This is a genomic window from Pseudomonas sp. Irchel s3b5, from assembly GCF_900187435.1.
In the GTDB taxonomy this organism is placed as follows: domain Bacteria; phylum Pseudomonadota; class Gammaproteobacteria; order Pseudomonadales; family Pseudomonadaceae; genus Aquipseudomonas.
In genome coordinates this window covers 217263-242089 of the sequence record NZ_FYDY01000001.1, presented here as the reverse complement: position 1 = coordinate 242089, position 24827 = coordinate 217263, and the positions used below count along the sequence as shown (strand labels likewise).

Genomic DNA, 24827 nt, shown 5'->3' with positions numbered 1-24827 from the left:
ATTTGAAGCGCTGGCACGGGCGTTTTTCGCCCGATTCACAGTTTTTCAACGTTATTTCATCAAACCAAATAATGGATCAGCGGATTTCACAGCGCAGCCCAAGAGGTCGCTGTTTACTGCTCGATGAGCTTTCGACGTGGGTCGGGGCAATGTCGGCAGGAGAATTTCGTGAGCCTGGAACGTCTGAGCAAACTCATCTCTATAGGATTTGGGCTGGCATTAGCTGCCTGCCTGATGACCCTGGCAGTGGATGAGTACTTCGGGAAGCAGGCAGCGCAAGCCACTGATCGACGTCACCAAAGCATTACCGCCATTGCCCAGATAGGCACCCTCAACCGTGAACTGACCCAGTTGGCTCGTCTGTATGTCACTACAGGCGACGAGTTGTTTCTCACCCGATACAACCAAAAATGGCAACAAGGCCGGAAGTTTAAAGAAGTTGCACAGGATTTCCGTGCGATGGGACTGAGCGATACAGAAGAGCAATTGCTCAAAGCGGTCGAAGTCATGGATGTAAAACAGACGGATATGGAGCGTCTGGCCATGCGGGAAAGTTTCCATCGTGGGGGGCCGTCACTGCTTTCCGGTACCTCTTACATTAACTCCGAGTGGGGTTTCGCGGATGCGCTGAATCAGCTGATCACGGAAACAAGCGAACGCTTCAATAACGACTTCAAGGTTGCCCGGAAGAAGGCCGAACTGGCCAGCCGAATCAATGTATTGATGCAGTTGATTACATTGGGTGCCGCCCTGTTGGCATTTCTGATCATTCTGCGACGCCAGCTGGTGGTCCCGCTGATGGGGCTTTCCGAGCGCATACGCCGGCTGCAAGCCGGGGAGGCCGTTGGTGAACCGGAGCAGCGCACCGGCCTTGCCGAGGTCGTGGCACTGAATGAAGCGTTCGATGCCTATGTTGACGTCAATGAAGAGATGCGCCGGCAACACTGGGTGAAGAAACGCCTTGGTGAACTGGTCCAAGTATTACAAATGTGCGCGACCCCGCAGGCCTTTGCGGCAACGCTGCAACAGCGGTTGCAGGATTGTTTGAACTGTCATGCGGTCTTGTCGTTTGATGCGGTGCCCGCCATGCAGCGCAGGGGTGAAGTGCACTTCAGCTTGCCACTGCTGCAAGAGGGGCAGCAGCTGGCCAGCCTTGAACTGGATTTTACTCAGCGTCCGGATCCCGCCCAATTCAGGCTGCTCGACAGTCTGCCGGCGCGACTTGGCACGTTGCTGCACCTTGTGCAACAACGACTCCACAACCAACAGCTGTTACAACAGGCCCGGCGGCAGGCTGGGCAACTGGAAGATCAGGCGCTGATCCTGCAACAGCGACAGGATTCGCTGGAAGCCACCGAGAGCTGGTATCGCGGCATCGTGGAATTCGCCCCTAAAGCGCTGCTCGTGTTTGACGAAAATGGCGTGATTCTGGCGAATCAGCAAAGTGAAGCGACGTTTGGTTATGCACCTGGCGGCCTGCTCGGCCAGACCTGCCAAGTCCTGCTCCCGGAGAGTCAACGTGAACTTGTCGCATCGATGGTTGAGCAGCTACGAAGAGAAAAGGTGCTCGATCCGGTTGAAGTGATTGGCCGTCGCTCGGATGGCAGTGAGTTCCCTGTCGAGCTACGTCTATGCTTGCTGCCAGCACGGCAGGGCTACAGGGAAAGCCTGTGTATTGCGATTCGCGATCTCACCCAGCGCAACGCGGACGAGCGCCGTCTGCGTGAAGCGCACGAGCAACAACAAGCGATCGTCACGGCGGCGCCTTGTGGTATCGCACTGGTGCAGGGTGGCGTGATTGTGCAGGCCAATTTGCGTCTGGACGAACTCTTCGGCTTTACGCCGGGCGAGCAATTGCAATGTTCCCCGGTGAGTTGGCTGGATCAGGTCGTGTGGGCAGAGACGAAGGTTGCATTGGAAGCACAGGTTCGGGCGACCCTCAACAGCGGCGAAATTTATCATCAGCATCTGCAACTGTGCCGCAAGGACTCCACCAGCTTTTGGGCGAGCCTGAGCGCACGTGCCATCGCGCCCGGTGACCTGTCCCGTGGTTCGATCTGGATCGTCGAAGACATTTCCGCCCACCAGGCCGCAGCCGCCGAAATGCAGCAAGCGCAGCAACTTGCCGAGGAAAGTGCACGAATCAAGTCCGAGTTTCTGGCCAACATGAGCCACGAGATCCGCACGCCGATGAACGCCATCATCGGCATGACGCATCTGACCTTGCGCACGGAGCTGAACGAGCGCCAACGCGATTATCTGAGCAAGGTACAGAGTTCCAGCCGACACTTGCTGGGCGTTCTTGACGATGTCCTGGACTTTTCCAAGATTGAGGCAGGCAAGCTTCAGCTGGATGTCTGTAACTTCAGTCTGACTGAGTTGCTGGAAGAAGTGGTTGACCAGGTTCGTCCCCGTATTGCCGATAAACGCCTGGATTTGCATCTCAATACCGGTGCGGACGTCCCCGAGTGCTTGTGTGGCGATCCGCTGCGGCTGCGTCAGGTGCTGCTGAACTTCCTCAGCAACGCGGTGAAGTTCACTGAACGGGGGCAGATCCGCATAGAGGTCAACCTGCGTCAGGCCAGCCAGGATGATGTGCTGTTGTACTTCAGCGTGACGGACACTGGCATCGGCTTATCCGCCGAGCAACTGGAAGTCCTGTTCCAGTCCTTTCAACAGGCAGATGCCTCGATCACCAGGCGCTTTGGCGGAACGGGTCTGGGGCTGGCGATTGCCAAACAACTGGCCGAGCTGATGGGCGGGCAGGTGGGTGTTCAAAGTGAACTGGGCTCGGGCAGTACATTCTGGTTTGAGGTCCGTTTGCAATTGGCCCAGGACGACGTCATCGACAACCTGTCCCACACACCGCACCGCAGTGATTGGAAGGTGGCCGACGGCACTCGTATCTTGCTGGTGGAAGACAACGAGCTGAACCAGCAGGTTGCCGCCGAGTTGCTGCGGGCAGTGGGCTGCAGTGTCGATATTGCGTTCGATGGTCGCAAAGCGTTAGAGCGGCTGGCGGCAGAAGAATATGACCTGGTGTTCATGGACATGCAGATGCCGGTGCTCGATGGCCTGGCCGCCACCCGCCAATTGCGCCAGCGGCCCGGATTGAGCGCGTTGCCGGTCATTGCGATAACGGCCAATGCCCGGCGTAGTGACCATGACGCGTGTCTGGCCGCCGGTATGAACGACTTTGTCAGCAAGCCTTTCGAGCCGCACGCGCTTTACGCGATGTTGCGACGCTGGCTGAGTGATGCGCCGATCAGCCTCGGTGGCGCTCATACACGTAAGCCAACCCCGACTGCACACGTTACCAATGCCAAGTTCAGTCTCGACGGCGTGGATACGGAAGCGGGAATGCGGCGGGTGTTGGGCAATCACCCTTTGTATCTGGATTTATTGCGCAACTACCTGGCCGACCAGAGCCTTCTGCTGGAACAGTTGAACGTGACGCTGGCGACGGGCGATCTGGAAAGAGCGGAGCTGTTGGCACATAGCTGCAAAGGTGTATCCGCAACCATCGGCGCCGACACCGTGGCGCAAGCAGCGCATGCATTGGAGCAAGCGCTGCGCATCAGGCAGCCGGCTGAGATGTTGCAAGTATGCCTGGAGAGGTTGAGCCAACCGTTGACGTCGCTCTTGGGACAACTGCGCGAGCAATTGCCGGCAAAGGTCGAATCACCGTCAATGCAGGTTGACTTGCCCCGGTTGAACGAAGTGTGTCGCACGCTCGATGCGCTGCTGGGTGAGTCCGATGGGGACGCTGTCCATTACTTCTCCCGACATTCCGTGTTGTTGCGGGGCGCGTTTGCAAATGGCTTTGCGCCACTTGAGGAGGCGATAAAGCGTTTCAGTTTCGAGCAAGCACAGTGCCATCTGAACGAGGCGCTACAAGCCTATGCAACAGCGGCGATGAGCGAATAGCAGGTGGGTTATGCGCGGTGTTTGCCAGCATCAGGACTCTGCTCAAAAGTTTTCAGCGTTTTTCAGCGTTGAACAGAATGCGCTCAGACCAATTCAGAGCAGAGTTGCGCAGGGCATGCGTTACTGCAAAAAAAAACCTGGCAAAGATAACGGACGATTCTTGCCCCATTGTGCCTTCAGGCCAGTTGCGTCTGCCCCGGCAGATTTAACGACGCATTGGTGTGTGCCCGTTGCGAGGATGTCTTGTTGAACCAATTTCCCCGTAAACCCATCGTGCTGGTGGTTGACGACATGCCGGCCAACCTGCAGTTGATCAATGAACTGCTCCGTGAGCAGTATCAATTGCGGGTTGCTGTCAGCGGCGAGCAGGCGCTACAGATTGTCGACCGAGTCCTACCCGACCTGATCTTGCTTGATGTGCAGATGCCTGGCATGGATGGTTATGAGGTCTGTCGTCGTCTCAAAAGCAATCCGAAAACCATGGATGTCCCGGTTCTGTTTCTGAGTGCCAGAAACGAAGATGAAGATCAATGCCTGGGGCTCGAACTGGGCGCTAGCGATTACCTGAGCAAGCCGGTCAATCCGCCCATATTGCTGGCGCGGGTGCAGACACAGATGCGTCTGAAATTGGCGGCAGATCTGCTGCGGGTGCAAAACAACTTTCTCGATCAGGAAGTACTGGCGCGGACCCGTGAGCTGCAAGCCACCCACGACGTGACCATCATGGCCCTCGCGTCACTGGCCGAGACGCGCGATAACGAGACAGGCAACCATCTGCGACGCACGCAGCATTATGTGCGCGCGTTGGCCGAGGCACTGCGTCATCACCCACGATTCAGCGCGTTTCTGGATGATGAAAGCATTGAACTGATGTTTAAGTCAGCGCCGCTGCACGACATCGGAAAGGTCGGGATCGCGGATCATATCCTGCTCAAGCCTGGCCGTTTCGAGCCCGCCGAGTTCGAGATCATGAAGACCCATGCCCAGTTGGGTTATCAGGCACTGGTCCATGCGGAGGAGCTGTTGGGGCAGCCCGTTCCCTTCCTGAGCATCGCCAAGGAAATTGCCCTGTGTCATCACGAAAAATGGGACGGCAGCGGTTATCCGAACGGGCTGGCCGGTGATGCCATTCCGGTGAGCGCCCGACTGATGGCCGTGGCGGATGTCTACGATGCGGTCATCAGCCGGCGCGTATACAAGTCGCAGATGAGCCATCAGACGGCGGCAACCATCATTTATGACGGTGCCGGCCGGCATTTCGATCCGGATGTGGTGCTGGCCTTCAGGGCCCTGGAGGAGGAGTTCGATCAAATTGCCCAGCGCTTTTCCGATAGCGAGCCCGCTGAGCCACTGACAATGGCCGGATAGCGCCCCCCCACGAATACCTTTCTTGTCAGCGAGACCTTCAGGTTCCTGAATGGACCTGAGCACGCCTGAATTCGACGTTCAACCCAGAGATGCACCCCCACACGACGGTAGGTTTTTCTGTATGAAATGGTTCTACGACGCCAAGATATCGTTCAAGCTTTTTTTGGCCTTTGCGCTCTGCGCAGGTATTACGCTGGTCGTAGGACTGTTGGGGAGCCAAGGTGTCGGTTCGCTGTCGTCGAGCCTGCAACTGGTGTTCACGAATAACCTGATCTCTGTGGCTAAAACAGCAGAAGCCAAGTCAGGGACCGTCGATCAAAATCGTGACCTTTATCGCCTGTTGTCGGCGGCTGCAGCGAATGCACCGCAATCAGAGAAAGACGTCATTCTGTCTAATATGAAAAGACACCGTGCCCTTAGTGAAACGGCCTTCGCTGTGTATCGGGCAACGCCGCTGGCAGACGACGAACGCGCCGCCGGTGACAAAATGGAAAAGGACTGGCCTGTGTATCAGGCACTTGTTGAGCGTGCTGTTGGAATGGTTGCGGAAGGTGATTTGCCTGCTGCGCGAGAGTTAATTGCCACCGATTTACAGCAAGCTTACCGTTCGGTGGTCGATGAGCTAAACATCATGATTGCATCCAACAATCGCCAGATAGGGGAAGGCGCTGTCGATGCGGCCCAGCGCGACCGTACGGCGAAGTTCAATTTGTACGTGGGTATTGCGCTGGCTTTCATCGCAGCCTTCGGTTTAGGGCTGTTCATCAGTCGAGCAATCAGTGGCCCCCTTGCCATTGCACTGGCAAGTGCTCAGCGCGTCGCAGCGGGCGACCTCACTCAAGCCATTTCATGCACTCGACGCGATGAAACGGGCCAACTGTTGTCGGCGTTAAGCGACATGCAGAACAACCTCAAAAACACGATCCAGCAAATATCGAGTGCTGCGGACCAACTGAGTTGCGCAGCGGAAGAGCTTAATGCGGTGACGGAAGAAAGCGGGCGCGGGCTGATACGCCAGAGCGACGAAATTCAACTGGCTGCAACCGCCGTCACTGAAATGAGCGCAGCTTCAGAGGAAGTCGCACGCAACGCGGTCTCGACTTCTGAGGCGTCCAAACTCACCAGCGAAGAAGCCGCAAATGGTCGAGATCAGGCGCGTGAGGCCGTGGACGCGATTAACACCGTCGGTTCCGAAATCAGCGGCTCTACCACCATGGTTGAAGAACTCGCTGGCAGTGTCCGCGACATTGCCAAGTTGCTCAGTGTTATTCGCAGCATTGCAGAGCAGACCAACTTGCTTGCACTCAATGCCGCCATTGAAGCCGCACGCGCTGGCGAGCAAGGTCGTGGATTTGCCGTGGTTGCCGACGAAGTCAGAGCGCTGGCGGCGCGCACTCAAGGGTCCACGGCTGAAATTGAGGCGATGATATCGCTGGTGCAGAACCGGGCGGATGATGCGGTACACGCAATGGGCAAAAGCAGCGCCTTGGCCAGCAATGCTCAATTGCTGGCAGATGCCACGGGGCAGGCGCTTGAGCGTGTTGCTCAAAACATTGCGCAGATCAACGATCGCAACACGATGATAGCCACCGCATCGGAAGAGCAGGCCTATGTGGCGCGCGAGGTCGATCGCAACCTTGTAAACATCCGTGACCTGTCTACACAAACCGCTGCCGGTGCTAATCAGACTAACGCGTCGAGTCAGGAGCTCTCTCGTTTGGCGGTGTCATTCACCAATCTGGTGCGCACATTCAAGCTTTAACAGCTGTAAACAGTGCGACTAAATGGCCTTTGTTCTTATAGCGTCTGAATTCGAGTCTGCATTTATGGAAATGCCGCTATGGGCCTGCTGATTGATAAACAACTGGTGTTCGACGAAGACAACTTCCTCTTGTTTCGGCTGGATACCACCGGTGAAGAGCCCTTGCGGGTGGGTGCAATCGCCAGCCGATGCCTGGCGATGCTGCTCAGGTCCGATGGCTCCGTGGTGCGAAAACGCGACCTGATGTCCGGGGCATGGGGTCAATACGGATTGGAAGTGACCGATAACAGCCTGGCCCAGGTGGTCCGACAGTTACGGTTGGCGTTGGAGAAACTGCAACCTGATCGGGACTTCATTCAGACCTTACCCCGCATCGGTTACAAGCTCTCGGATGGTGTGCGTGTCGAGGAGTGGTTGGCCCTGCCAGCCTCAGGTGCAGATGCAGCTGAAAACGCGGCGTCCATTGATGACGCGCCGCTGTCGAACCCGGTCGATCGAGTGGAGGAGGGTGTGCGTGCGCCGATGGCACCGACACACGCGGCGGCGTCTGCGTGTCCAGTGCCATCGCAACGGCGTTGGGGCCTATGGCTGGCTTTACCCGTGTGGGGCGCGTTGGCATTCCTGCTGGGCACCCAGGGATGGGGACTGCCCGATGATGCGCCACCGCCCGAATTCACCGCGCCCGTGACTGTGGAGGACGTGCACGTGCATCGTTCCGCTCAAGACGCTCAAACGCTGACGGCGCCCCATCTGCAACGAATGGTCGGGCACAGTCGAAAACTGGCAGGGCTGCTGGAACTCTCGGCGCAAAACATCCATCTCTACCTGTTACCGTCGCGTCGAGGTGCGGATCAGATTCTCTGTGATGGCGAACTGGAGAGCACCGTCAGCCGCTGCATAGGCGTTCAACAACATGACTAGACGCGCGGAAAATGCTGCATGGTGCCTGGCTTTCGGCGTTCTGGGGCTGTTGAGTGTGGCGCTGGGCCGGCTGATGACAGAGCGCGACGAACGCCTGGACCTTTGGTGCACGGGGGAGAGCGCGCATGAAGTGTCTTCCGGCATGCATTCGGCCTGGTTGATGACGCGTTTTCGACTGGATTTGAGCCTCGAGGGGCTCAGCCATATGCGCATGATTGCTCAATTGATCGATGCCGAAACCGGGGATGAAATCGGCACGATCCACCGCAACAGTGCCTTTGAAGTCAATCAGCAGAAGCAACGCCTGCAGGTCAATGTAATGCGGGGCGCCAAGGGTGAAACAGATAAAAGTCTTCCTGAACTGACCGGCACGCTGAGCATGTTTATTTTCCGCCCGGACAGCAGCCTGAGTTACTGGGTGCGGTCGTTGTCCGGGATGCGTTACTTGTTCGATGATGGCAATGACATGTTCATTTTATGCAGCAGAAGGTAACGCGCAGACGTCACTCATCCGAGTGACTGGCCACGCGCAGTGTTGGTTTTCGGTGCCGGTTTCCCGGTAAGTCTAGGTTTTGATGCCGAGCTCCCGGTAAACCAATGGGAGGAGCTGGTCGGGCTCTATCGGCTTGAGCAGGAAATCAACAATGCCCAGATGCATTGCGGCAATGGCGTCTCTGACTTTTGCATCGCCGGAAATGACCAGGACAGGAAGATCGGCCCACACGGACTTTCGGATCTTGCGAATAAAATCCAGACCATCGGTCGGTGACATCCGCAAGTCTGTAATGATCAACTCGATTGCATCGTCAGCGACCAGTAACTTCATGGCGTCGTCAGCGCTTGCTGCTAAAAGGCTCTGGATGCCTTTAAGTTGGAGATTCCCGGCAATCATCTCACGCAAAGCGCGGTCGTCATCAACGATCAGCACCTTTTGAGGTCTTTTTTCTGCCTCATGGAGGTTGGCAGCGTTGATCGCCTCGTGTTCAGCGCCACTCAAAATATCGTCGTCGTTCATAGTCCCTCATTCAGTCAATACTGCTGCCGATTGGCCTTTTTCCTTTGATTCAAGGATCAATCAAAACTTCGTCGGTTGCGCCTGCATTTGCGGGTAGCGAAGCGTACCTGAACGCCAAATGCGGGCTGTTCAGTATCAAGGTATAGCCGAAATTACGGCCATTCGCGCCGAGCGAAAAAAATATTGAGTGGCTGTTCAACGCGCCTTCGGCCGAAGGCTGCGGTGCCCGCCACCCTGGCGCTGAACACCGCAGCAGGCTCCCGTCTCCCGCTCTCCAGTAGTCTGAAACTCCTAGCCCGTCTGGGAGTTTCAGACGATGTGCAAACTTTGGAGCTTGTTCATAGTTGTGGCCTATAGAACAGACAAAGGTCTACGGTCGGTCTCGATGACTTGACCTGCTCAGGAGAAAGTCATGACTATGCGCAAGAAAACCTCATCGCCAACGAATGACCTGACCGTCACCACCGACCAGCAAGACTACGCACCGGGCAGCACTGCCACTATCACGGCCGGCGGGCTCGCCCCCGGCAGCACCGTAACGTTCGAAGTGGACCACGCCGTCGGTGCTGGCGCGGATAGCGTGTGGGGCACGCCCGACGATGTGCTCGATACCAACACCGGCGATGGGCACGAGCCCTGGTCCGTGACCGATGGCGGTGCCGGCGATCTCGATGGCCAAGTCAATGGCAGCGTTACCACCTCGTGGTACGTGAACCCCGACGACTCGGCCGGCGCGACGTTTCTGCTCAGCGCGACCTCGGCAGGTGCCGATGGTGCGTCCGGCACGGCTGACGATGCGGTGGCCACAGCGTCCTTTACGGACAGTGCTTTTGGCGTCGAGCTGACCGGCGAGGACGTTACGCTGGACGAAACGGCCGGGTTGCAGAACGCCACGGCCACTCCAGCCCCTGGGGGAGACGCGGACGACAACGACACGTCATTGGCCTTGCCGGGGGCGTTTTCCACGCGACTGGGCACTCTTGGGGCCGGTACCGCAACGGGTGTGGCCCTGAGTGGTTACAACGGGGAAGTGGGCAATACGGGCAGCACGGCATTCACCATCACCTCTGCGCCCGGAGGCAGCATTACCGATGTCAGCTTCGTTGACAGCGCTGGCGCTGCGCTCGATGGCGATGACAGTGGACTGTTTACCCTCGATGGCACCAGCATCCTTCTCTATACGGATTCAGATGACAACATCGTTCTGGGCCGAGCCGGTGGGCCGAACGGCGCGATTGTGTTCGCAGCTTACATAGAAGAAACCGGAACACCGGTCTCTGGCGGCAAGATCTGGATCGTGGAGTACCAACCGATTCAGCATCCAGGCACGGCGAACCCTGATGACTCGGTCAATTTGATGGATAAGGTTTTCATCGGTGCCAGCCAGGACCTGGCGTTCAGTCTGCTCAATGCACCCTCCGGTCAGAACCTCTTCCTGATGTTTACGAAGCTGAACCCGGAAACTGAAATTGTAGACACTGTCACGCGGATCACGGACCCCACCATCATCGCCACCGGCAAGAACCCCGCAAACCAGTCAACCGGAGTCAATATAACCACTGGCGACACGATCAATACCAGCCAGGCGGGTGGCCCGACCACCTTCGGCACCAACAATCAGATGATTGTGGAGCAAGAGGGCATCCGCTTCTCGTTCGTCACGGGAGCCAGGCAAAATGTGACTGTTCCCTTCCTCGATCAGAACGAAGCAGATCTTGAAGCCAACGTCGACTTCACCGACGTCTTCAATGCGAAATCGGCGAGTTTCGACGTCGTACAGTTGCAGAGCGGCAAGAGTGCTGTCGTAAGAGTCAGCGCCTTCAGCACCGAGGTTGAATCTAAAGAGGATTTCATCGACGGATATGCGGATGATACGTCGATTTCAATCACCAGCGTTCGCGTCACCAACATTAGTACCGGGGTCGTCGCGGACTCCACCGCACCGTCGAATACCCTGGGCATTGTCTTCAGCTTTGCCGGTGGGGTTGTGACCATCAGCGGCGTCAAGGCTGGCTACGAGATTGAATACACCACAACGGCGGATCACAACCGCGTGCTCATCGAGAACGGCGCGGCGGTCGACGCCAAGGGCAACAACCACGCCGATTTTGACATCGGTGGCTTCAGGCTGCTCCAGGCCTCTATCCAGACCGTCGAAATCGGCTCCAAAATGATTTTCGACGACGACGGACCGAGCATCAGCACCACCGGCACGGAACCCACGCTGACGGTAGACGAGACGACACTGACAACCGACGCTACTCAGAGCTTTGCGGCCAACTTCATCTCGGCGTTTGGCGCTGATGGGGCGGGCACACTGACCTATGCGCTGAGCATGGTGGCCGGTGCCTCCGGGCTGACGGACACGGCCACGGGCCAGGCGGTAATCCTGTCGCTCAACGGCGCGGTGGTCGAAGGCCGCACGGAAACGAGCGACGATCTGGTGTTCACGGTCAGTGTGGCCGCCAATGGCAGCGTTACGCTCAACCAGATTCGGGCAGTGGTGCATACCAACACAGGCGATCACGATGACTCGACGACTCTAACCTCGGATGACTTGGTGAAGCTGACAGCGACCAAGACCGATGGGGACGGCGACAGTGCCCAGGCGACCCTTAACATCGGACAGAACCTGGTGTTCAAGGACGATGGGCCAAGCATCAATACCACCGGCACGGAACCCACGCTGACGGTGGACGAATCGGACCTGTTAAGCGACGCAACCCAGAGCTTTGCGGCCAACTTCAACTCGGCGTTTGGCGCTGATGGGGCCGGCACGCTGACCTATGCGCTGGGCATAGGGGTTGGCGCCACCGGGCTGACGGACACGGCCACGGGCCATGCGGTGGTCCTGTCACTCAACGGCACGGTGATCGAAGGCCGCACGGTCACGAGCGACCAGCTGGTATTCACGGTCAGCGTCGACGCCAATGGCAGCGTTACGCTCAATCAGATCCGGGCCGTGGTGCATTCCAACACAGGCAATCCCGATGATTCGAAGAGCCTGGCCTCGGACAACCTGGTGACCCTGACGGCGACCAAGACCGACAAGGAAGGCGACAGCGCCCAGGCAACCCTCAACATCGGGCAGAACCTGGTGTTCAAGGACGATGGGCCGAGCGTCAACACTTCCGGCACGGAACCCACAATGACGGTGGACGATTCGGCCCTGGGGGGCGATGCCACCCAGAGCTTTACCGCAAACTTCAGCTCTGGTCCTGGCGCCGATGGGGCGGGGCCCCTGACCTATTCGCTGGGCATAGGCGTCGGCGCCACCGGGCTGACGGATACGGCCACGGGTCAAACCGTGATCCTGTCGCTTAACGGTACGGTGGTCGAAGGCCGCACAGCCGTGAGCAACGATCTGGTGTTCACGGTCAGCGTGGCCGCCGATGGCAGCGTTACGCTCGATCAGCTCCGGGCGGTGGTGCATCCCAATATCAACGATCCCGATGACTCGACGACTCTGGCCTCGGACAATCTGGTGACGCTGATAGCGACCAGGACCGATGGGGACGGCGACAGTGCCCAGGCGACCCTCAACATCGGGCAGAACCTGGTGTTCAAGGATGACGGGCCATCACTCGCGTTCGGCAACCTGATCGGGACCGGTAGCCTCCTTCCACAATACGGGTACTGGAACAGCGCGGCGGGAGCCGACGGGCTGGGCGCGACCGGCTTGAATATTTCGCTGGTGAACAACCAGTTCACCCTCGTCAGGCCGGACAACACGACCCTGCTCGGAGTCGGCTCGCTGACCGAGCAGGGGAGCTCACCGGATATCAACGGCGCGTACCATTTTGCGGGTACGTTGACCGGTGATTTCGACAACAACGCCGCAACGGCCAATACCAGCGTCGACTACACGCTGACCGCCTTCGCCGATGGCACTTATGCACTCGATCTGGTGCAAGGCTTCCATTCGACGATCGTGCTCAGCAGTGCCGACGGCTCGCTTGCAGCCGGCGGCCCGGATCCAGTGCGCACCTTGCTGATTCCGCAGACGAACAACCCGGCTATTCCTTCGACTTCCGAGGAAATTGTGTTCTTTTCCGCAGAGTCGCTTGCGACGACTGATCAGATCCTGAGCGGCATCGGGCTCGGAGCCTCCGACCCTACCGAAGCCACGCTACAGACCAACCCGCTGCCGGCGTACATCGACGCCGCCTCCATGAACGTCAGCACGTCCGGCATCGGCGTCGGCAACAACGTGTTCCAGGGAGACAACCAGGTGGCAATCAGCGCCGCCGATGAAAGTTTCGTGATCAATCCGGAAACCCTGCTGGCGGGCATGAAGGTCTTTATCGACAACTCCGTAGGGGGTTACAACACCGCGACCGAGGATTTGTATTACAGGATCTTCTACGAAAATGGCACGTTCTCGAATCGCATCGAGGTGAACACAGTGACATCGGAGGCGGGTGGGCAGGTGTCCTTTCTCATTCAGAAGGAGGGCGCACTGCTGATCGACGCGGTTCAACTGACGATGGGTCGGGGCGATATCAAGATCCCGGTCATCCAGTTCATCTCGGAGAGCGAGAGCCTGGCCAACGATGTGAAACTGGCGTTCAGCGCGACACTGACCGACAAGGATGGGGATTCGGCGACCAGTACGTTTGACGCCAACCTGTTCGCCAATGACGCGGCCAATGCACAGTTCGACTACACGCTGGTGGGCACGATCGGCGAGCAAGATGCGTTCAACATCGACCTGTCGATCAATGACAACCTGTACCAGGTCACCGGTTTCGATGTGGGGCCGGACGTGCACGACAAACTGGTGATCAACGGTGTACAGAACACCTTCCAGATCGACAATACCGGCTTTGACAGCATCGTGACGGTGACCGAGCCAGGACAGGTAACGACCATCACCGTGGTCGGGGTCGACCTTCAGGATAGCGACCTCTTCTTTAGCGCCTGAGGCGTCGCGCGCGTGAACGAATGCGAGGGTGGTGCAGGAAACCACCCTCGCATTTTTTTGCGGCACCCATACAAGATCGTCAGTTGAAATCAAACAGGTTGTTAAGGGTTCGATTTATTGACTGATGAACAGCCTCTGCTTCTGTGATGTTGCCATTGAGCGCCGCATACTGGAGATTGATGGAAATCAAAAATCATCAAGACGTGGTTTTTTTTGTTTGAGAACTACGAGCGCATGGCCGACTTCAGGCGCAATTGCAAGGGCAGTGTGATGGTCCGTATCAGCGACCACCCGGACTCTTACGCGACGCCAGCAGGCATAGCCATGGGCGTCGCGAAATTTAACGCAATCATGTACACCGAACCCCGGCCTGGCTCGGTCAGCCCGGCGTGGGCGCAGATGAATTCGAATACCGCTTCGGCCTCGGCCTCATCCACCACCACATTGATTAGTCGGGACAGTACCGCCTCGGGCACTTCATGACGGGGAGCTTGAGCCGCCTGCAGCACGGGCACACCGCGGCAGCTAACGCTGTCCGCGCGCGTAATGCCATGTGTATCGCGCAACAACTGCAATAGCCTGCGCTCCGTACCATCGTCCGGCAACACGCAGGTGATAAGTTTCGCAGCCCCACCCGGTATACACGCCGTCACCACGCTCACGAGATATTCCCCTGTTCAAGCATTTCGCGGGGAATGTAGGTGGCCACTTTTTCCACCGGTGTCGCATAGATCATTCCCGCTCCGGGAACATTCAGGTTGGCCGCGTGGTAGATGGCTTCGAGTACCGCGTCCTGGTAGTCGACCGCCACCAGCAGGCTGACCACTTCTTTTTCCGCATCGATAGCAACGCTGAGCAAGCCGAGCCGCTCGCGGGGGCCTACACCGTGGGCGTGGTAGACAATGGCGCCTGGCGCGCCCATACCCTGGGCCGCACGGATCACCTGGTCGGCGCGACCGACGGGAACAATGCAGGTGATCAGTGCCACATCAGTCAGGTAGGTAATCCCGTCAGCTTTCATCCCGCTTCTCCCGTGCTCAATAATGTATTTGCCGGCTGTTGCGCGGCAGCCTTTGTCTGTTTCCACGACTGAAAGCGCGCCCACTGTCCCAGGAGCATGACGCTGATGATGGGACCAACGGATGCCATGCAGAGAATGCCGAAACCTTCGACTGCGTGGGTGGCATTGCCCAGTCCCAACCCCATGGCAAGAACAAGCGGAACGGTGATCGGCCCAGTGGTGACTCCCGCACTGTCCCAAGCCACATTGACAAACTCTTCCGTCGAAAAAAACGTCAGTACCACGGCAAACAGGTAGGGCGGCACCACCAGCCAGACCAAAGGCAGGTCGAATACCAATTTGGCCACGCCCACCGCAATACCGCAGGCGACGCCTATTGAAACTGCGCGGATCAGGCTGCGCTTGCGGATAAAACCATTGGTCAGGGACTCTGCTGTGACGCCGAGCGCATTGAGCGCGGGTTCGGCAATGGTCGCCCCATACCCGAGCACCCAGGCGAAACCCAAGGCCAGTACCAGTCCCACCTGATACATATAAAGCGGAGAGTCGTCTGTGCCAGGTGTTTTCATGAAGGCCGCCGGAATCAGCGAACCCGCACTCCCACCCAGTTTCGACAGGCCGTACGTCAACCCGAGATTGAACACACACATGCCGGCTACGGTCAGTGCAATGCCGAGGAAAATCTCGCCACGTCGCGGCAGGCGCTGGCCCAGCAGAAGTTTCAGCACGATCAGTAAAAATATCACCAGAGGCACAATGGCTCGCAGCCCCGAAACAACCTCCAGTCCGGGGCTGACCGTGTGCCAGGGTGCAGCCAGTTGTCCGGCGCCGGTCATGGCCTGCGCTGCGACGATTATTTCCGCTGGCGAGGAGAGCGCCGCCACGTACAGGCCGAGCAGCATGACGCCCATGACGGGAAACAGCGAGGCCAGGGTGACAATGCCGAACCCGGACAGACCGGAGCCGCCCTTGCCAGCGGCAGCCGCAATGCCGATACCCAACGCCAGCACCAGCGGTACGGTGACCGGCCCGGTGGTGACCGCGCCAGCGTCCCAGGCCAGGCCAATAATCTTCGCAAGCTCAGGGTCCCGGGTCATGTAAACCGTCAACAGCAGCACAGGTGCCAGCGCTAAATAGATCAGCGGCTTCAGGCTCCAGCCATAGAGAAACCGGAGCGTACCGGTTACAGCGGCCAGGCCGACGCTGGCCCCCACAACCAGGACGAGTTCGCCGGTCCACTGGTTGAGTAACGCCCAGAGGTAGGGCGCACGCTCTGCAGAAACGTTCTGCCCCGCAGCGCGCAGCGCCCCGATAGCGGGTTCAGCGAAAGTCACCCCGATGCCCAGCAACAGGGTAATCAGCAACACCACAGGCAGGGATAACTTACGCGGAAGGTTACTGCCAATTATTTCGCCCAACGGCATCAGACCGAGTTTCAGCCCTTCCATGAACAGCATCAGTCCGACGATCACAGCGAACAGGCCGCCCGCGACAATCAGCGAGTCCTCCACCACTTGGCGCAGGATGATGATCTGAAACAGTACGAGGTACATCGCTAACGGCGCCACGGCGCGAAGCTGCTCTTTCAGCCGGACATTGAGGTAGGGCCTGAGGATGGCGGCGACCTCGACTCCGCGCAATTTTGCAGCTTTGTGAGGAGCGGCCTGCCAGTGGCCATCGGCATTGCGAACCGGTGCGGATACCATTTCTCGCATGGGTATTTCGCGGCGACCGGCGCCGATCATCTGCATGTAGTCGGCGTAGCGAATGGAGTCTTTCATAGGGTCATCTGTTTAAGTAGATCTACGGGTAGGGGACCAATAGCCCGTCGCATTGGCGCCGATTTGGGCTTAACCCAATTTTCCTGCGGCGTACAACTTTGCCTGCCCTCGGTGAGTAGGGTGTTGACTTCAATCATGAAGTTGATCGCAAAGAAGGCAGCAGAACTGCACTTTCTACCGTGAATTCTCCGTAGAGACTTCAGCGTAGCAGAGGGCGTTTTTTGCTGGGTGTGAAGCTGCCAGTCAGGTCGAAAACTCTTACAGGTATACGCGACTAGCGCTTCACTCCCAACTATTCTGAAGCAAGATCAGAATTCACCCGAGTAACATCAGGTATCGAGCGTTGCTTCGGCATTAGGGAAACCGGTATGACACATCTGCAAGATAAAGCCGATTCCGACGCGGATTTAGCTCAGATGGTGATAGGGCTGGGGCCCTGCACTTATCTGTTGTTGCTCTTGCTCGGGTTGATCCTTCTGTTTCCCTTTCTGGAGGAGGGACTGATTGCTCGCACGTTGCTGGGCATTCTGTTTTCGGCCGTGCTGCTCGTGGGCGCTTTTGCCACCAGGCAAACCCGGTCGGGGTTCATCTTCAAACTGTGCCTGGCGTTGTTTGGGATTGGCCTTCAATGGGCGGCCTTGTGGACGGAGAGCATCGCGACGCTTGAACTTGCCGGGATAACCTATGCGGCGTCTCTTGCGGTTTCGTTCAGCGGAGTGCTTCGCTACCTTCTCAAGCGCGGGCCAATTACAGCCGACAAACTGCATGGCGCGCTTGCTGGCTACATCATGCTGGCCTTTGTCTGGTCCTTCATCTATGCCCTGGTCGAGATTTCCGCCACTGGCTCCTTCGGACCTGGCAACTTCGATTTCAGACAACCCGGCACTTTCTTTAAGCTGATCTATTTCAGCTTCACAACGCTTACTACCACCGGTTACGGCGATGTTATTCCGTTGACCAACCACGCTCGCTCACTGGTGATGGTGGAGGAATTTTCAGGCGTCTTTTATGTGGGGGTCGTGATAGCGCGGCTTGCCGGTATTTATCCGTCGCGTCAGGCCAGGTGACGCCCGATTTGCCTGTGCCATCTACGGGCATTTGTAAGCAACCAGCATCGGACAGTTTGCTGTCGGCCTTTCTCTGGTCGAGTTTGAATACCTTCATCTGTGGCTTCGTGTTGATTGTGCGGGGGCGCTCGGATACGGGTCAGCTTCGGCCGAGGGATATGTATCTGCTGACGACTGGCAGTTGGGTCGTTGTGTGCAGCTTCGCAGCGTTGCCGATGGTGTTCATCAGCGATATCAGCTACACCGACGCCTTCTTTGAAACGATGTCCGGCATCACAACCACTGGCTCGACCGAACTCACCGGCCTGGATACCGCATCTCCCGGCTTGTTGATATGGCGCTCCATGCTGCATTGGTTGGGAAGCATCGGTTTTATCGGCATGGCTGTGGCGATCCTTCCGCTGTTGCGAGTAGGCGGCATGCGTCTGTTCCAGACAGAGTCCTCAGACTGGTCGGAGAAAGTGACACCGCGTTCCCATGTCGCAGCCAAGTACATTCTTTTGCTCTATCTGGGGCTAACTGGCATTGGAGCGCTGGCGCTCTGGCTCACTGGAATGACGCCATTTGAAGCGGTCAATCACGCAATGTCGTTGATCTCCACCGGGGGATTTTCAACGTCGGACGCTTCACTTGGGCATTGGGCGCAACCAGCGATTCACTGGGTGGCAGTGGCCATCATGATTCTGGGTAGCCTGCCGTTCACGTTGTACGTCGCGACATTGCGAGGCGATCGGCGTGCGCTGGTTCAAGATCACCAGGTACGCGGGTTTCTTGGTTTCTATCTGACCTTCGTCGGTGGATGTTCCGGCTCCACCGCAGGCGGTCTCAAGATCTTCCGTTTTCAGGTGGCTGCCGCGCTACTGGTAAGCAGTTTGAAGCAGTTGATCCATCCTCGAGCTGTGATTCAGAAGAGGTGCTTCTAGGGCGACTGGAAATCCTGACGGTGTTGGTGCTCGTAACGCCGGTTTTCTGGAGATACTGACCCACCTTTTCGGGGTTGAGTCTAAAAGGTACATGGGGGGCGACAATCAATTTTCGATACGCGCCCTATGAGGCAGCAAGTATTTCCAAAGAGAGATCAGTGGTCTTTTGGGTTGCGGGCGTTGGCCGAGTACTGCCTTTCACGAAGGGCTGGGATTGACCCTTACCACTCCAACGATTCCCGCCTTCAACGCCATTGCCCGCATGATTCCCCCAAAGACGGCGCGCGTCAGGTCTGCACTACCGTCAATGACGATGACATCGCCAGGCCGCACTAGCTGTTGTTGGAAAAATCGCGGCCCCGAGCGTAATTAGATGACTAGCCTCAAACAATGGCGATTGAGTGATCAAACACTTCACGAATCGTGGCGTATTGGATTTTTTCGGTACCAGAACGCCTTTGGCGAATGAAGACTGGCTGCGGCCCAATGTGTCTAGTCGCCTAGCTTGGCCCAGAACTCTTCGGCAGAGGGACTGATTGGGGCTGTGGGACGAGTGAGGTGAATTTCCAAGGGAATATCCCAGCTTTCGTCGAGTGCCCTGACCAGCCGACCGTCAGCCATTTCCTGTTCTGTAAGGCTTTTCGGTAACCATGCGACACCTTTGCTCTCCAAGGCCATGGACATCAGCACTGCCGCGAGGTGGCTGCTGAAAAGTGGTTTGAGGTGAAGGTAATCTTCCTTGCCATGCAGTCGGTGAGCGACGATACGCCCCAGTCCGGACTCATGGGTGTAAGCGAGGTAGGGCAATGCCGCCGGGGAATTGCCGAAGTTGGCGGAAGCACTCGCCAGAGGAACGAGAACGTCCTCTCCAACCTTCTTGCCAATGAACTGATCAGGGGCCAGTAATGGTGGAACGTCGGGGTGGCGGTGGCAGAGCAGAAACTGAACCTGGCCATGTATCAGCATCTGCTCACAGACAGCCATGCTATCTGAGTGCAGTTGCACAGCCTCGATTGGAGCGCCGTTTTCTGTGCTGCGAAGCCACCGTGGAAAAAAAGTAAACGACAGGGAGTGAGTTGCAGCGAAGTGCAGGGATTTAGCGGCCATTCCCGCCACCTCTTGAGCTTCGTTGCGCATCCTGTACAAGCGCCTGGCTGCCTCCTGAGCACTTGGCAAAATTTGCCTCCCGGCTTCGGTCAGGGTCGCCCCTTGAGGGGTGCGAACGAACAGCTGTACGCCCATCCAATTCTCCAGTGAACGGACTCTGCGGCTGAATGCCGGCTGAGTAACGTGCCGCGCTTCTGCGGCACGAACAAAGCTGCCGTATTCCGCAAGCGCTGAAAAATCTTCGAGCCAGACGAGTTCCAAGGGCAATGCCTCCTGTGCATAGGGCGCGGCATTAATAGCATTGGGCGAGTCCCATCGCAAAGCATAACGTTGGGCCACCAACAACAAGAGGAACCCGTCATGCGTATCGTAGACATCCGTGAAAAAACAGTTTCGATTGCTTCCCCAATCGCCAATGCCTACATCGATTTTTCCAAAATGACCTGTTCGGTCGTCGCTGTTGTCACGGATGTGATTCGCGATGGTAAACCAGTCATCGGTTACGGCTTCAACTCCAACGGTCGCTATGGTCAAGGCGCTTTGATGCGTGATCGCTTCCTGGCGCGAATCATGGAAGCTGATCCGGATACTCTTATCGACCATGAGAACAACAACCTGGATCCGTTCGCCATCTGGAAGGCCCTGATGACCAACGAAAAGCCAGGTGGCCATGGCGAACGTTCAGTTGCCGTTGGCACCATTGATATGGCCGTGTGGGATGCCGTTGCAAAGATCGAAGGTAAACCACTGTACCGCCTGCTGGCCGACCGTTACCGCGACGGCGTGGCAGATGACAAGGTTTGGGTTTACGCGGCGGGTGGTTATTACTATCCGGGCAAAGACCAGACCAAGCTCAAGGCAGAGATGCAGAGCTATCTGGATCGTGGCTACGACGTCGTCAAAATGAAGATTGGCGCGGTGCCACTGGACGAAGATATCCGTCGTATCGAAGCAGTACTTGAAGTGGTGGGTGACGGTCGTCGACTGGCTGTCGATGCCAATGGTCGCTTCGATCTGAAAACAGGTATTGCGTACGCAGAGGCCATCAAGAAGTACAACCTCTTCTGGTACGAAGAAATTGGCGATCCGCTGGACTACGCATTGCAGGCGGAACTTGCAAATCACTATGAACTACCAATGGCTACTGGTGAAAACCTGTTCTCCCACCAGGATGCTCGTAACCTGCTGCGCCACGGTGGTATGCGCCCTGATCGCGACTACCTACAGTTCGACTGTGCATTGTCCTACGGCCTCGTGGAGTACATGCGCACCCTGAAGGTGATGGAAGAAATGGGTTGGTCTTCTCGCCGCGTAGTGCCGCACGGTGGTCACCAGATGTCCCTGAACATCGCTGCAGGCCTGCATCTGGGCGGTAACGAATCTTATCCAGACGTATTCCAGCCATTCGGTGGGTTCGCTGACGGCATACAGGTTGAAAACGGCTACGTAGGCCTTCCTGACATCCCAGGTGTTGGCTTCGAAGCCAAGTCAGCTCTATACGCAGTTATGCGCGAGCTGGGCGAGGGCTGATAGCCCCGAACTGTGGCCTCTGCCCTTGAGGCCACAGTTATCCGGCGTCATCCGCTGACGCCACGCCACACGCCCATCACAAAAATAAAATGAGGTGCTTCCGTGGAAATCTCCAAGTCCCGCTGGTACAGCCAGCTCTATGTGCAGGTGCTGATCGGCATTGTGATCGGTGCCGCAATCGGTTACTTCGTCCCCGATATCGGAGCCAAGCTCCAGCCTTTTGCTGATGGCTTTATCAAACTGATCAAGATGCTGTTGGCGCCCATTATTTTCGGTACCGTCGTCGTTGGTATTGCCAAGATGGGCAGCATCAAAGAAGTTGGGCGGATTGGCGTCAAAGCGCTGCTCTACTTTGAAATCCTTTCAACCATTGCGCTGGTCATTGGCCTCATTGTGGTCAATATCGCAAAGCCAGGCGTTGGGATGAATATCAACGCTACCACGCTGGACGCCAGTGCAATCAACAAGTACAGCCAGGCCGCGAGTGAGCAGGGCGGCACCGTTGAGTTCTTTCTTAACATCATCCCGCACACCTTCATCGGCGCGTTTTCGAATGGCGTCATGCTTCAGGTCATCTTGCTGTCGGTCTTGATGGGTGTTGCTCTGGTTCAAATGGGTGAAACCAGCAAGCCGCTGATCAATACCATCGATCTGTTTCTGCAAGGGCTGTTCAAGATCGTGGCAATGGTAATGCGTCTGGCCCCGATTGGTGCCGGTGCCGGCATGGCTTTTACCATTGGCAAATACGGGATTGGTACGTTGCTGTCACTGGGCCAGTTGCTGGTCGCGCTCTACATCACGACCTTGATTTTCATCGTGGTAGTGCTGGGCACAGTTGCTAGATGGTCGGGCATGCCGCTCATGCAATTTCTTCGTTATTTCAAAGATGAAATTCTCATCACGCTTGGCACCTGCTCAACCGAAGCCGTGCTTCCGCGAATGATGGTGAAACTTGAAAAACTGGGTTGCAAGAAGTCAGTGGTGGGCATGGTGCTACCAACTGGATATGCCTTCAATGCGGATGGCACCTGCATCTACCTCACCATGGCGGCGATTTTCATCGCGCAGGCAACCAATACACCGCTGACATTTGTGGATCAGATGATCCTGTTGGGCGTCTTTTTGCTGACCTCGAAAGGTTCTGCGGGGGTAGCGGGTGCCGGATTCATCACCTTGGCGGCAACGCTCACAACCATCCACTCAATTCCGCTGGTAGGCCTTGTCCTGCTTTTGGGCATTGACCGATTCCTCAACGAAGCGCGAGCCGTGACCAACCTGATCGGCAACGGTATCGGCACCATCGCGATTGCCAAGTGGGACAACTCGTTCGATGTCGAGGCCTGCGAGCGTGAAATTACTGCAATGAAAAACGAAAAGGCAGAGCGTAAAGCCCTGGTAGCGCAAAAGTAGTCGGCATCGCTTGCCGGTCATTCCTCTTCGAATAGGGCGCAATGACCGGTAGCCAATTTATGTCTCGTTCTCGCAGGACGATTCAGCGATGTACTCAGTTGAAATGTGATGGAGCAGAAAAATGATTGAGCGATCTCATCATGAACTAAGACAGGCGTTCAGTGATTTGCTTCATGGCGCCGTCTGTAAATTTGCAGCATCGGTGTTCGATCCGATCTCTGTTCGAATGGCTTCTGACCTTGGCTTTGAAGTCGCTATCCAGGGTGGATCGGTCGCCTCGTTCCAGGTGCTTGGTGCCCCGGACATCTCGTTACTCACGCTCGATGAGTATGCAGAGCAGGTTTCCAGGGTCGGACGCGCCAGTCAAATCCCAATCATTGGGGATGCCGACCATGGATTCGGAAACGCGCTCAATGTGATGCGAACAGTCACGGAGTTACAGAAGGCCGGCGTTGCCGCCCTGACGCTGAGCTGCTTTCAAAATACACACTTTCGGACAACTACCGCGAATGGGCAAAAACCTATTTGAAGTCAGATAACGGCGCCAATTGAACTTGAGGCAGGTGGAATAAAGCGTCATGAAAAAGACAATCCTGGCCTTCAGCCGAGTCTCACCCAGCATGCTAGAGCCTTACGCAGATAAGTACGACATCGTCATCATGAGCCCAGAGATTGGTGACATGGATGCTCAGTTTGAAGCAGCCCTTCCCAACGCTCATGGACTGATCGGTGGGAATCGTCGTCTGGGTGAAGTTGAGCTGGCGTCGGCTAAAAACCTTGAAATCATCTCCAGCATTTCGGTGGGTTACGACAACTATGATCTCAGCTATCTCAATAGCAAAGGGATCATGTTGACCAATACACCAGATGTGCTGAACGAAACCACTGCCGATCTCGCTTTTGCCCTGATCCTCGCCACAGCGAGACGTATCCCAGAGCTTGATGCTTGGACAAAAGATGGGAATTGGTCAAAAACAATCGACGCCTCCCATTTTGGATGTGATGTGCATGGAAAGACCTTGGGCATTATCGGCCTGGGCAAAATCGGAGAGGCCATCGCTCGCAGAGGACGTTTCGGCTTCGGCATGAATATCTTGTACAGCGGCAAAACTCGTAAACCACAGCTGGAGCAAGAGCTCGGCGCAAGATTTGTCCCGCAGGAACAGCTGTTAAGCGAGTCTGATTTTGTCTGTCCGGTCGTGCCATTGACCGCAGAGACGAGAAACCTCATCGGCCAAAAAGAGCTGGCGCTGATCGGGGCAGAGGGCATTTTGATCAACGTTTCTCGTGGTCCGGTGGTTGATCAGGACGCGCTCATCCAAGCGCTTGAGGAAAAGACGATTCGGGGCGCTGGCCTGGATGTCTACGTGAAAGAGCCACTAACAGATTCCAGGCTTTTTAAGCTGAAAAACGTCGTTACGGTCCCTCACATTGGCTCGGCAACAAATGACACCCGCGACGCAATGGCCAAGCGTGCCTTGGACAACTTGCTGGTGGGGCTCGAAGGTCAGTGGCCTCGGGATCTCGTTAATTCGCAAGCGTTACGTCAGTGATAACCGAGTCGCTGACTTCTTGTGGATCGTCGGGCCCACAGCGCTAACCACTCTGTTGAATTGAAGGAAACCAATATGCCGCAAGTCATCGTCTATGCCGCCGCCGGTAAGACTGTAGAGCAGCAACATCTGCTTTTGAAAAAGATCACCGAGGCCGTGGTGGAAAGCTACGAAATACCGGCAGAAATCGTGACGGTGCAAATTGTCGAGGCACCGAGCCACTTGAAAGCGAAGGGGGGGATTCGTTTTTGTGATCGGTGAGTGGTACGACATCGATACTGGTTCGTTAGCACCCCTGCATTCGGCATAACAGCTTAGAAGGCTGTGATATCTCGGCTCATGTTAAGAAGCAGTTCAGTCGGTTCATTGCCCTGACTGTGCCAGTTTCACAGGTGCCAACAACCAGGAGAATCGCAGATCGCTTCTAAATCCTCACCTATGGTTGTTTTCTGAAAGACCTCGCAGGCCTTGATCCGCAAGGCCTCCAGAGGATTACCAGAATCTCCGGATCGAACACC

Annotated in this window: 17 protein-coding genes and 2 pseudogenes; 13 read left to right on the top strand and 6 right to left on the bottom strand. The window is 56.7% G+C overall.

The genetic code is table 11. From position 1 onward, the window contains the following. Positions 1–168: 168 nt before the first annotated feature. From CKW15_RS01050 to CKW15_RS01030, 5 genes are all read left to right on the top strand, one after another. On the top strand, positions 169–3927 hold the full coding sequence (locus CKW15_RS01050) for an ATP-binding protein (protein WP_159953389.1): 3759 nt from the start codon (positions 169–171) through the stop codon (positions 3925–3927). Between the two features lie 246 nt (positions 3928–4173). Beyond that, positions 4174–5295 carry a two-component system response regulator gene (locus tag CKW15_RS01045; protein ID WP_256583020.1) on the top strand — a complete coding sequence of 374 codons (1122 nt, stop codon included), beginning with the start codon at positions 4174–4176 and terminating at the stop codon, positions 5293–5295. 121 nt (positions 5296–5416) lie between these two features. Continuing rightward, a complete protein-coding gene (locus tag CKW15_RS01040) occupies positions 5417–7057 on the top strand; it encodes a methyl-accepting chemotaxis protein (protein ID WP_095151320.1) in 1641 nt (546 codons plus the stop codon). Between the two features lie 78 nt (positions 7058–7135). After that, positions 7136–7978 carry a transcriptional regulator gene (locus tag CKW15_RS01035; protein WP_095151319.1) on the top strand — a complete coding sequence of 281 codons (843 nt, stop codon included), beginning with the start codon at positions 7136–7138 and terminating at the stop codon, positions 7976–7978. A gap of 49 nt (positions 7979–8027) precedes the next feature. Further along, positions 8028–8471 (top strand): hypothetical protein, encoded by a 444-nt coding sequence (locus CKW15_RS01030; protein ID WP_159953388.1) that lies wholly within the window; start codon positions 8028–8030, stop codon positions 8469–8471. Between the two features lie 72 nt (positions 8472–8543). Here the strand turns inward: CKW15_RS01030 and CKW15_RS01025 are convergent, their stop codons facing one another. After that, positions 8544–8993, bottom strand: a complete 450-nt coding sequence (locus CKW15_RS01025; RefSeq protein WP_095151317.1) for a response regulator — start codon at positions 8991–8993, stop codon at positions 8544–8546. Positions 8994–9405: 412 nt separating this feature from the next. Here CKW15_RS01025 and CKW15_RS01020 point away from each other — a divergent pair, with 412 nt between their 5' ends. Then, entirely contained in the window at positions 9406–13917 is a 4512-nt protein-coding gene (locus CKW15_RS01020; RefSeq protein ID WP_095151316.1) for a DUF5801 repeats-in-toxin domain-containing protein, read from the top strand. Between the two features lie 299 nt (positions 13918–14216). On the opposite strand, the gene CKW15_RS01015 is transcribed toward CKW15_RS01020, so the two are convergent. From CKW15_RS01015 to CKW15_RS01005, 3 genes are read right to left on the bottom strand one after another with little or no spacing between them, the layout of a single operon-like run. Beyond that, complete coding sequence (locus tag CKW15_RS01015; protein ID WP_095151315.1) at positions 14217–14579, bottom strand: hypothetical protein; 363 nt, start codon at positions 14577–14579, stop codon at positions 14217–14219. Beyond that, the gene (locus tag CKW15_RS01010) at positions 14576–14938 is read right to left on the bottom strand and encodes a P-II family nitrogen regulator (protein ID WP_095057754.1); all 363 of its coding nucleotides are present in this window, start codon (positions 14936–14938) and stop codon (positions 14576–14578) included. The genes CKW15_RS01015 and CKW15_RS01010 overlap by 4 nt, the downstream gene beginning before the upstream one ends. Further along, complete coding sequence (locus tag CKW15_RS01005) at positions 14935–16719, bottom strand: DUF1538 domain-containing protein (protein ID WP_095151314.1); 1785 nt, start codon at positions 16717–16719, stop codon at positions 14935–14937. The genes CKW15_RS01010 and CKW15_RS01005 overlap by 4 nt, the downstream gene beginning before the upstream one ends. A 368-nt stretch (positions 16720–17087) precedes the next feature. On the opposite strand from CKW15_RS01005, the gene CKW15_RS01000 reads away from it, so the two are divergent. Then, positions 17088–17786 carry a potassium channel family protein gene (locus CKW15_RS01000; RefSeq protein ID WP_095057756.1) on the top strand — a complete coding sequence of 233 codons (699 nt, stop codon included), beginning with the start codon at positions 17088–17090 and terminating at the stop codon, positions 17784–17786. Between the two features lie 8 nt (positions 17787–17794). After that, positions 17795–18700, top strand: a pseudogene (locus tag CKW15_RS00995) (TrkH family potassium uptake protein); the annotation flags it as partial. Between the two features lie 207 nt (positions 18701–18907). Here CKW15_RS00995 and CKW15_RS00990 read toward each other — a convergent pair. Both CKW15_RS00990 and CKW15_RS00985 read right to left on the bottom strand, forming a co-directional pair. Continuing rightward, a complete protein-coding gene (locus tag CKW15_RS00990; RefSeq protein ID WP_256583019.1) occupies positions 18908–19042 on the bottom strand; it encodes a hypothetical protein in 135 nt (44 codons plus the stop codon). A gap of 159 nt (positions 19043–19201) precedes the next feature. Continuing rightward, entirely contained in the window at positions 19202–20077 is an 876-nt protein-coding gene (locus CKW15_RS00985; protein WP_095057762.1) for a LysR family transcriptional regulator, read from the bottom strand. Between the two features lie 99 nt (positions 20078–20176). On the opposite strand from CKW15_RS00985, the gene CKW15_RS00980 reads away from it, so the two are divergent. From CKW15_RS00980 to CKW15_RS00960, 5 genes and pseudogenes are all read left to right on the top strand, one after another. Next, positions 20177–21346: a mandelate racemase/muconate lactonizing enzyme family protein gene (locus CKW15_RS00980; protein WP_095057763.1), complete on the top strand. Its 1170-nt coding sequence runs from the start codon at positions 20177–20179 to the stop codon at positions 21344–21346. A gap of 102 nt (positions 21347–21448) precedes the next feature. Continuing rightward, a complete protein-coding gene (gene dctA / locus CKW15_RS00975) occupies positions 21449–22756 on the top strand; it encodes a C4-dicarboxylate transporter DctA (RefSeq protein WP_095057764.1) in 1308 nt (435 codons plus the stop codon). A gap of 121 nt (positions 22757–22877) precedes the next feature. Next, positions 22878–23246, top strand: a pseudogene (locus CKW15_RS00970) (isocitrate lyase/phosphoenolpyruvate mutase family protein); the annotation flags it as partial. 88 nt (positions 23247–23334) lie between these two features. Further along, positions 23335–24309 carry a D-glycerate dehydrogenase gene (locus CKW15_RS00965; protein WP_095151313.1) on the top strand — a complete coding sequence of 325 codons (975 nt, stop codon included), beginning with the start codon at positions 23335–23337 and terminating at the stop codon, positions 24307–24309. Positions 24310–24384: 75 nt separating this feature from the next. Next, a complete protein-coding gene (locus CKW15_RS00960; RefSeq protein WP_095151312.1) occupies positions 24385–24570 on the top strand; it encodes a tautomerase family protein in 186 nt (61 codons plus the stop codon). The last annotated feature ends 257 nt before the right edge of the window (positions 24571–24827 follow it).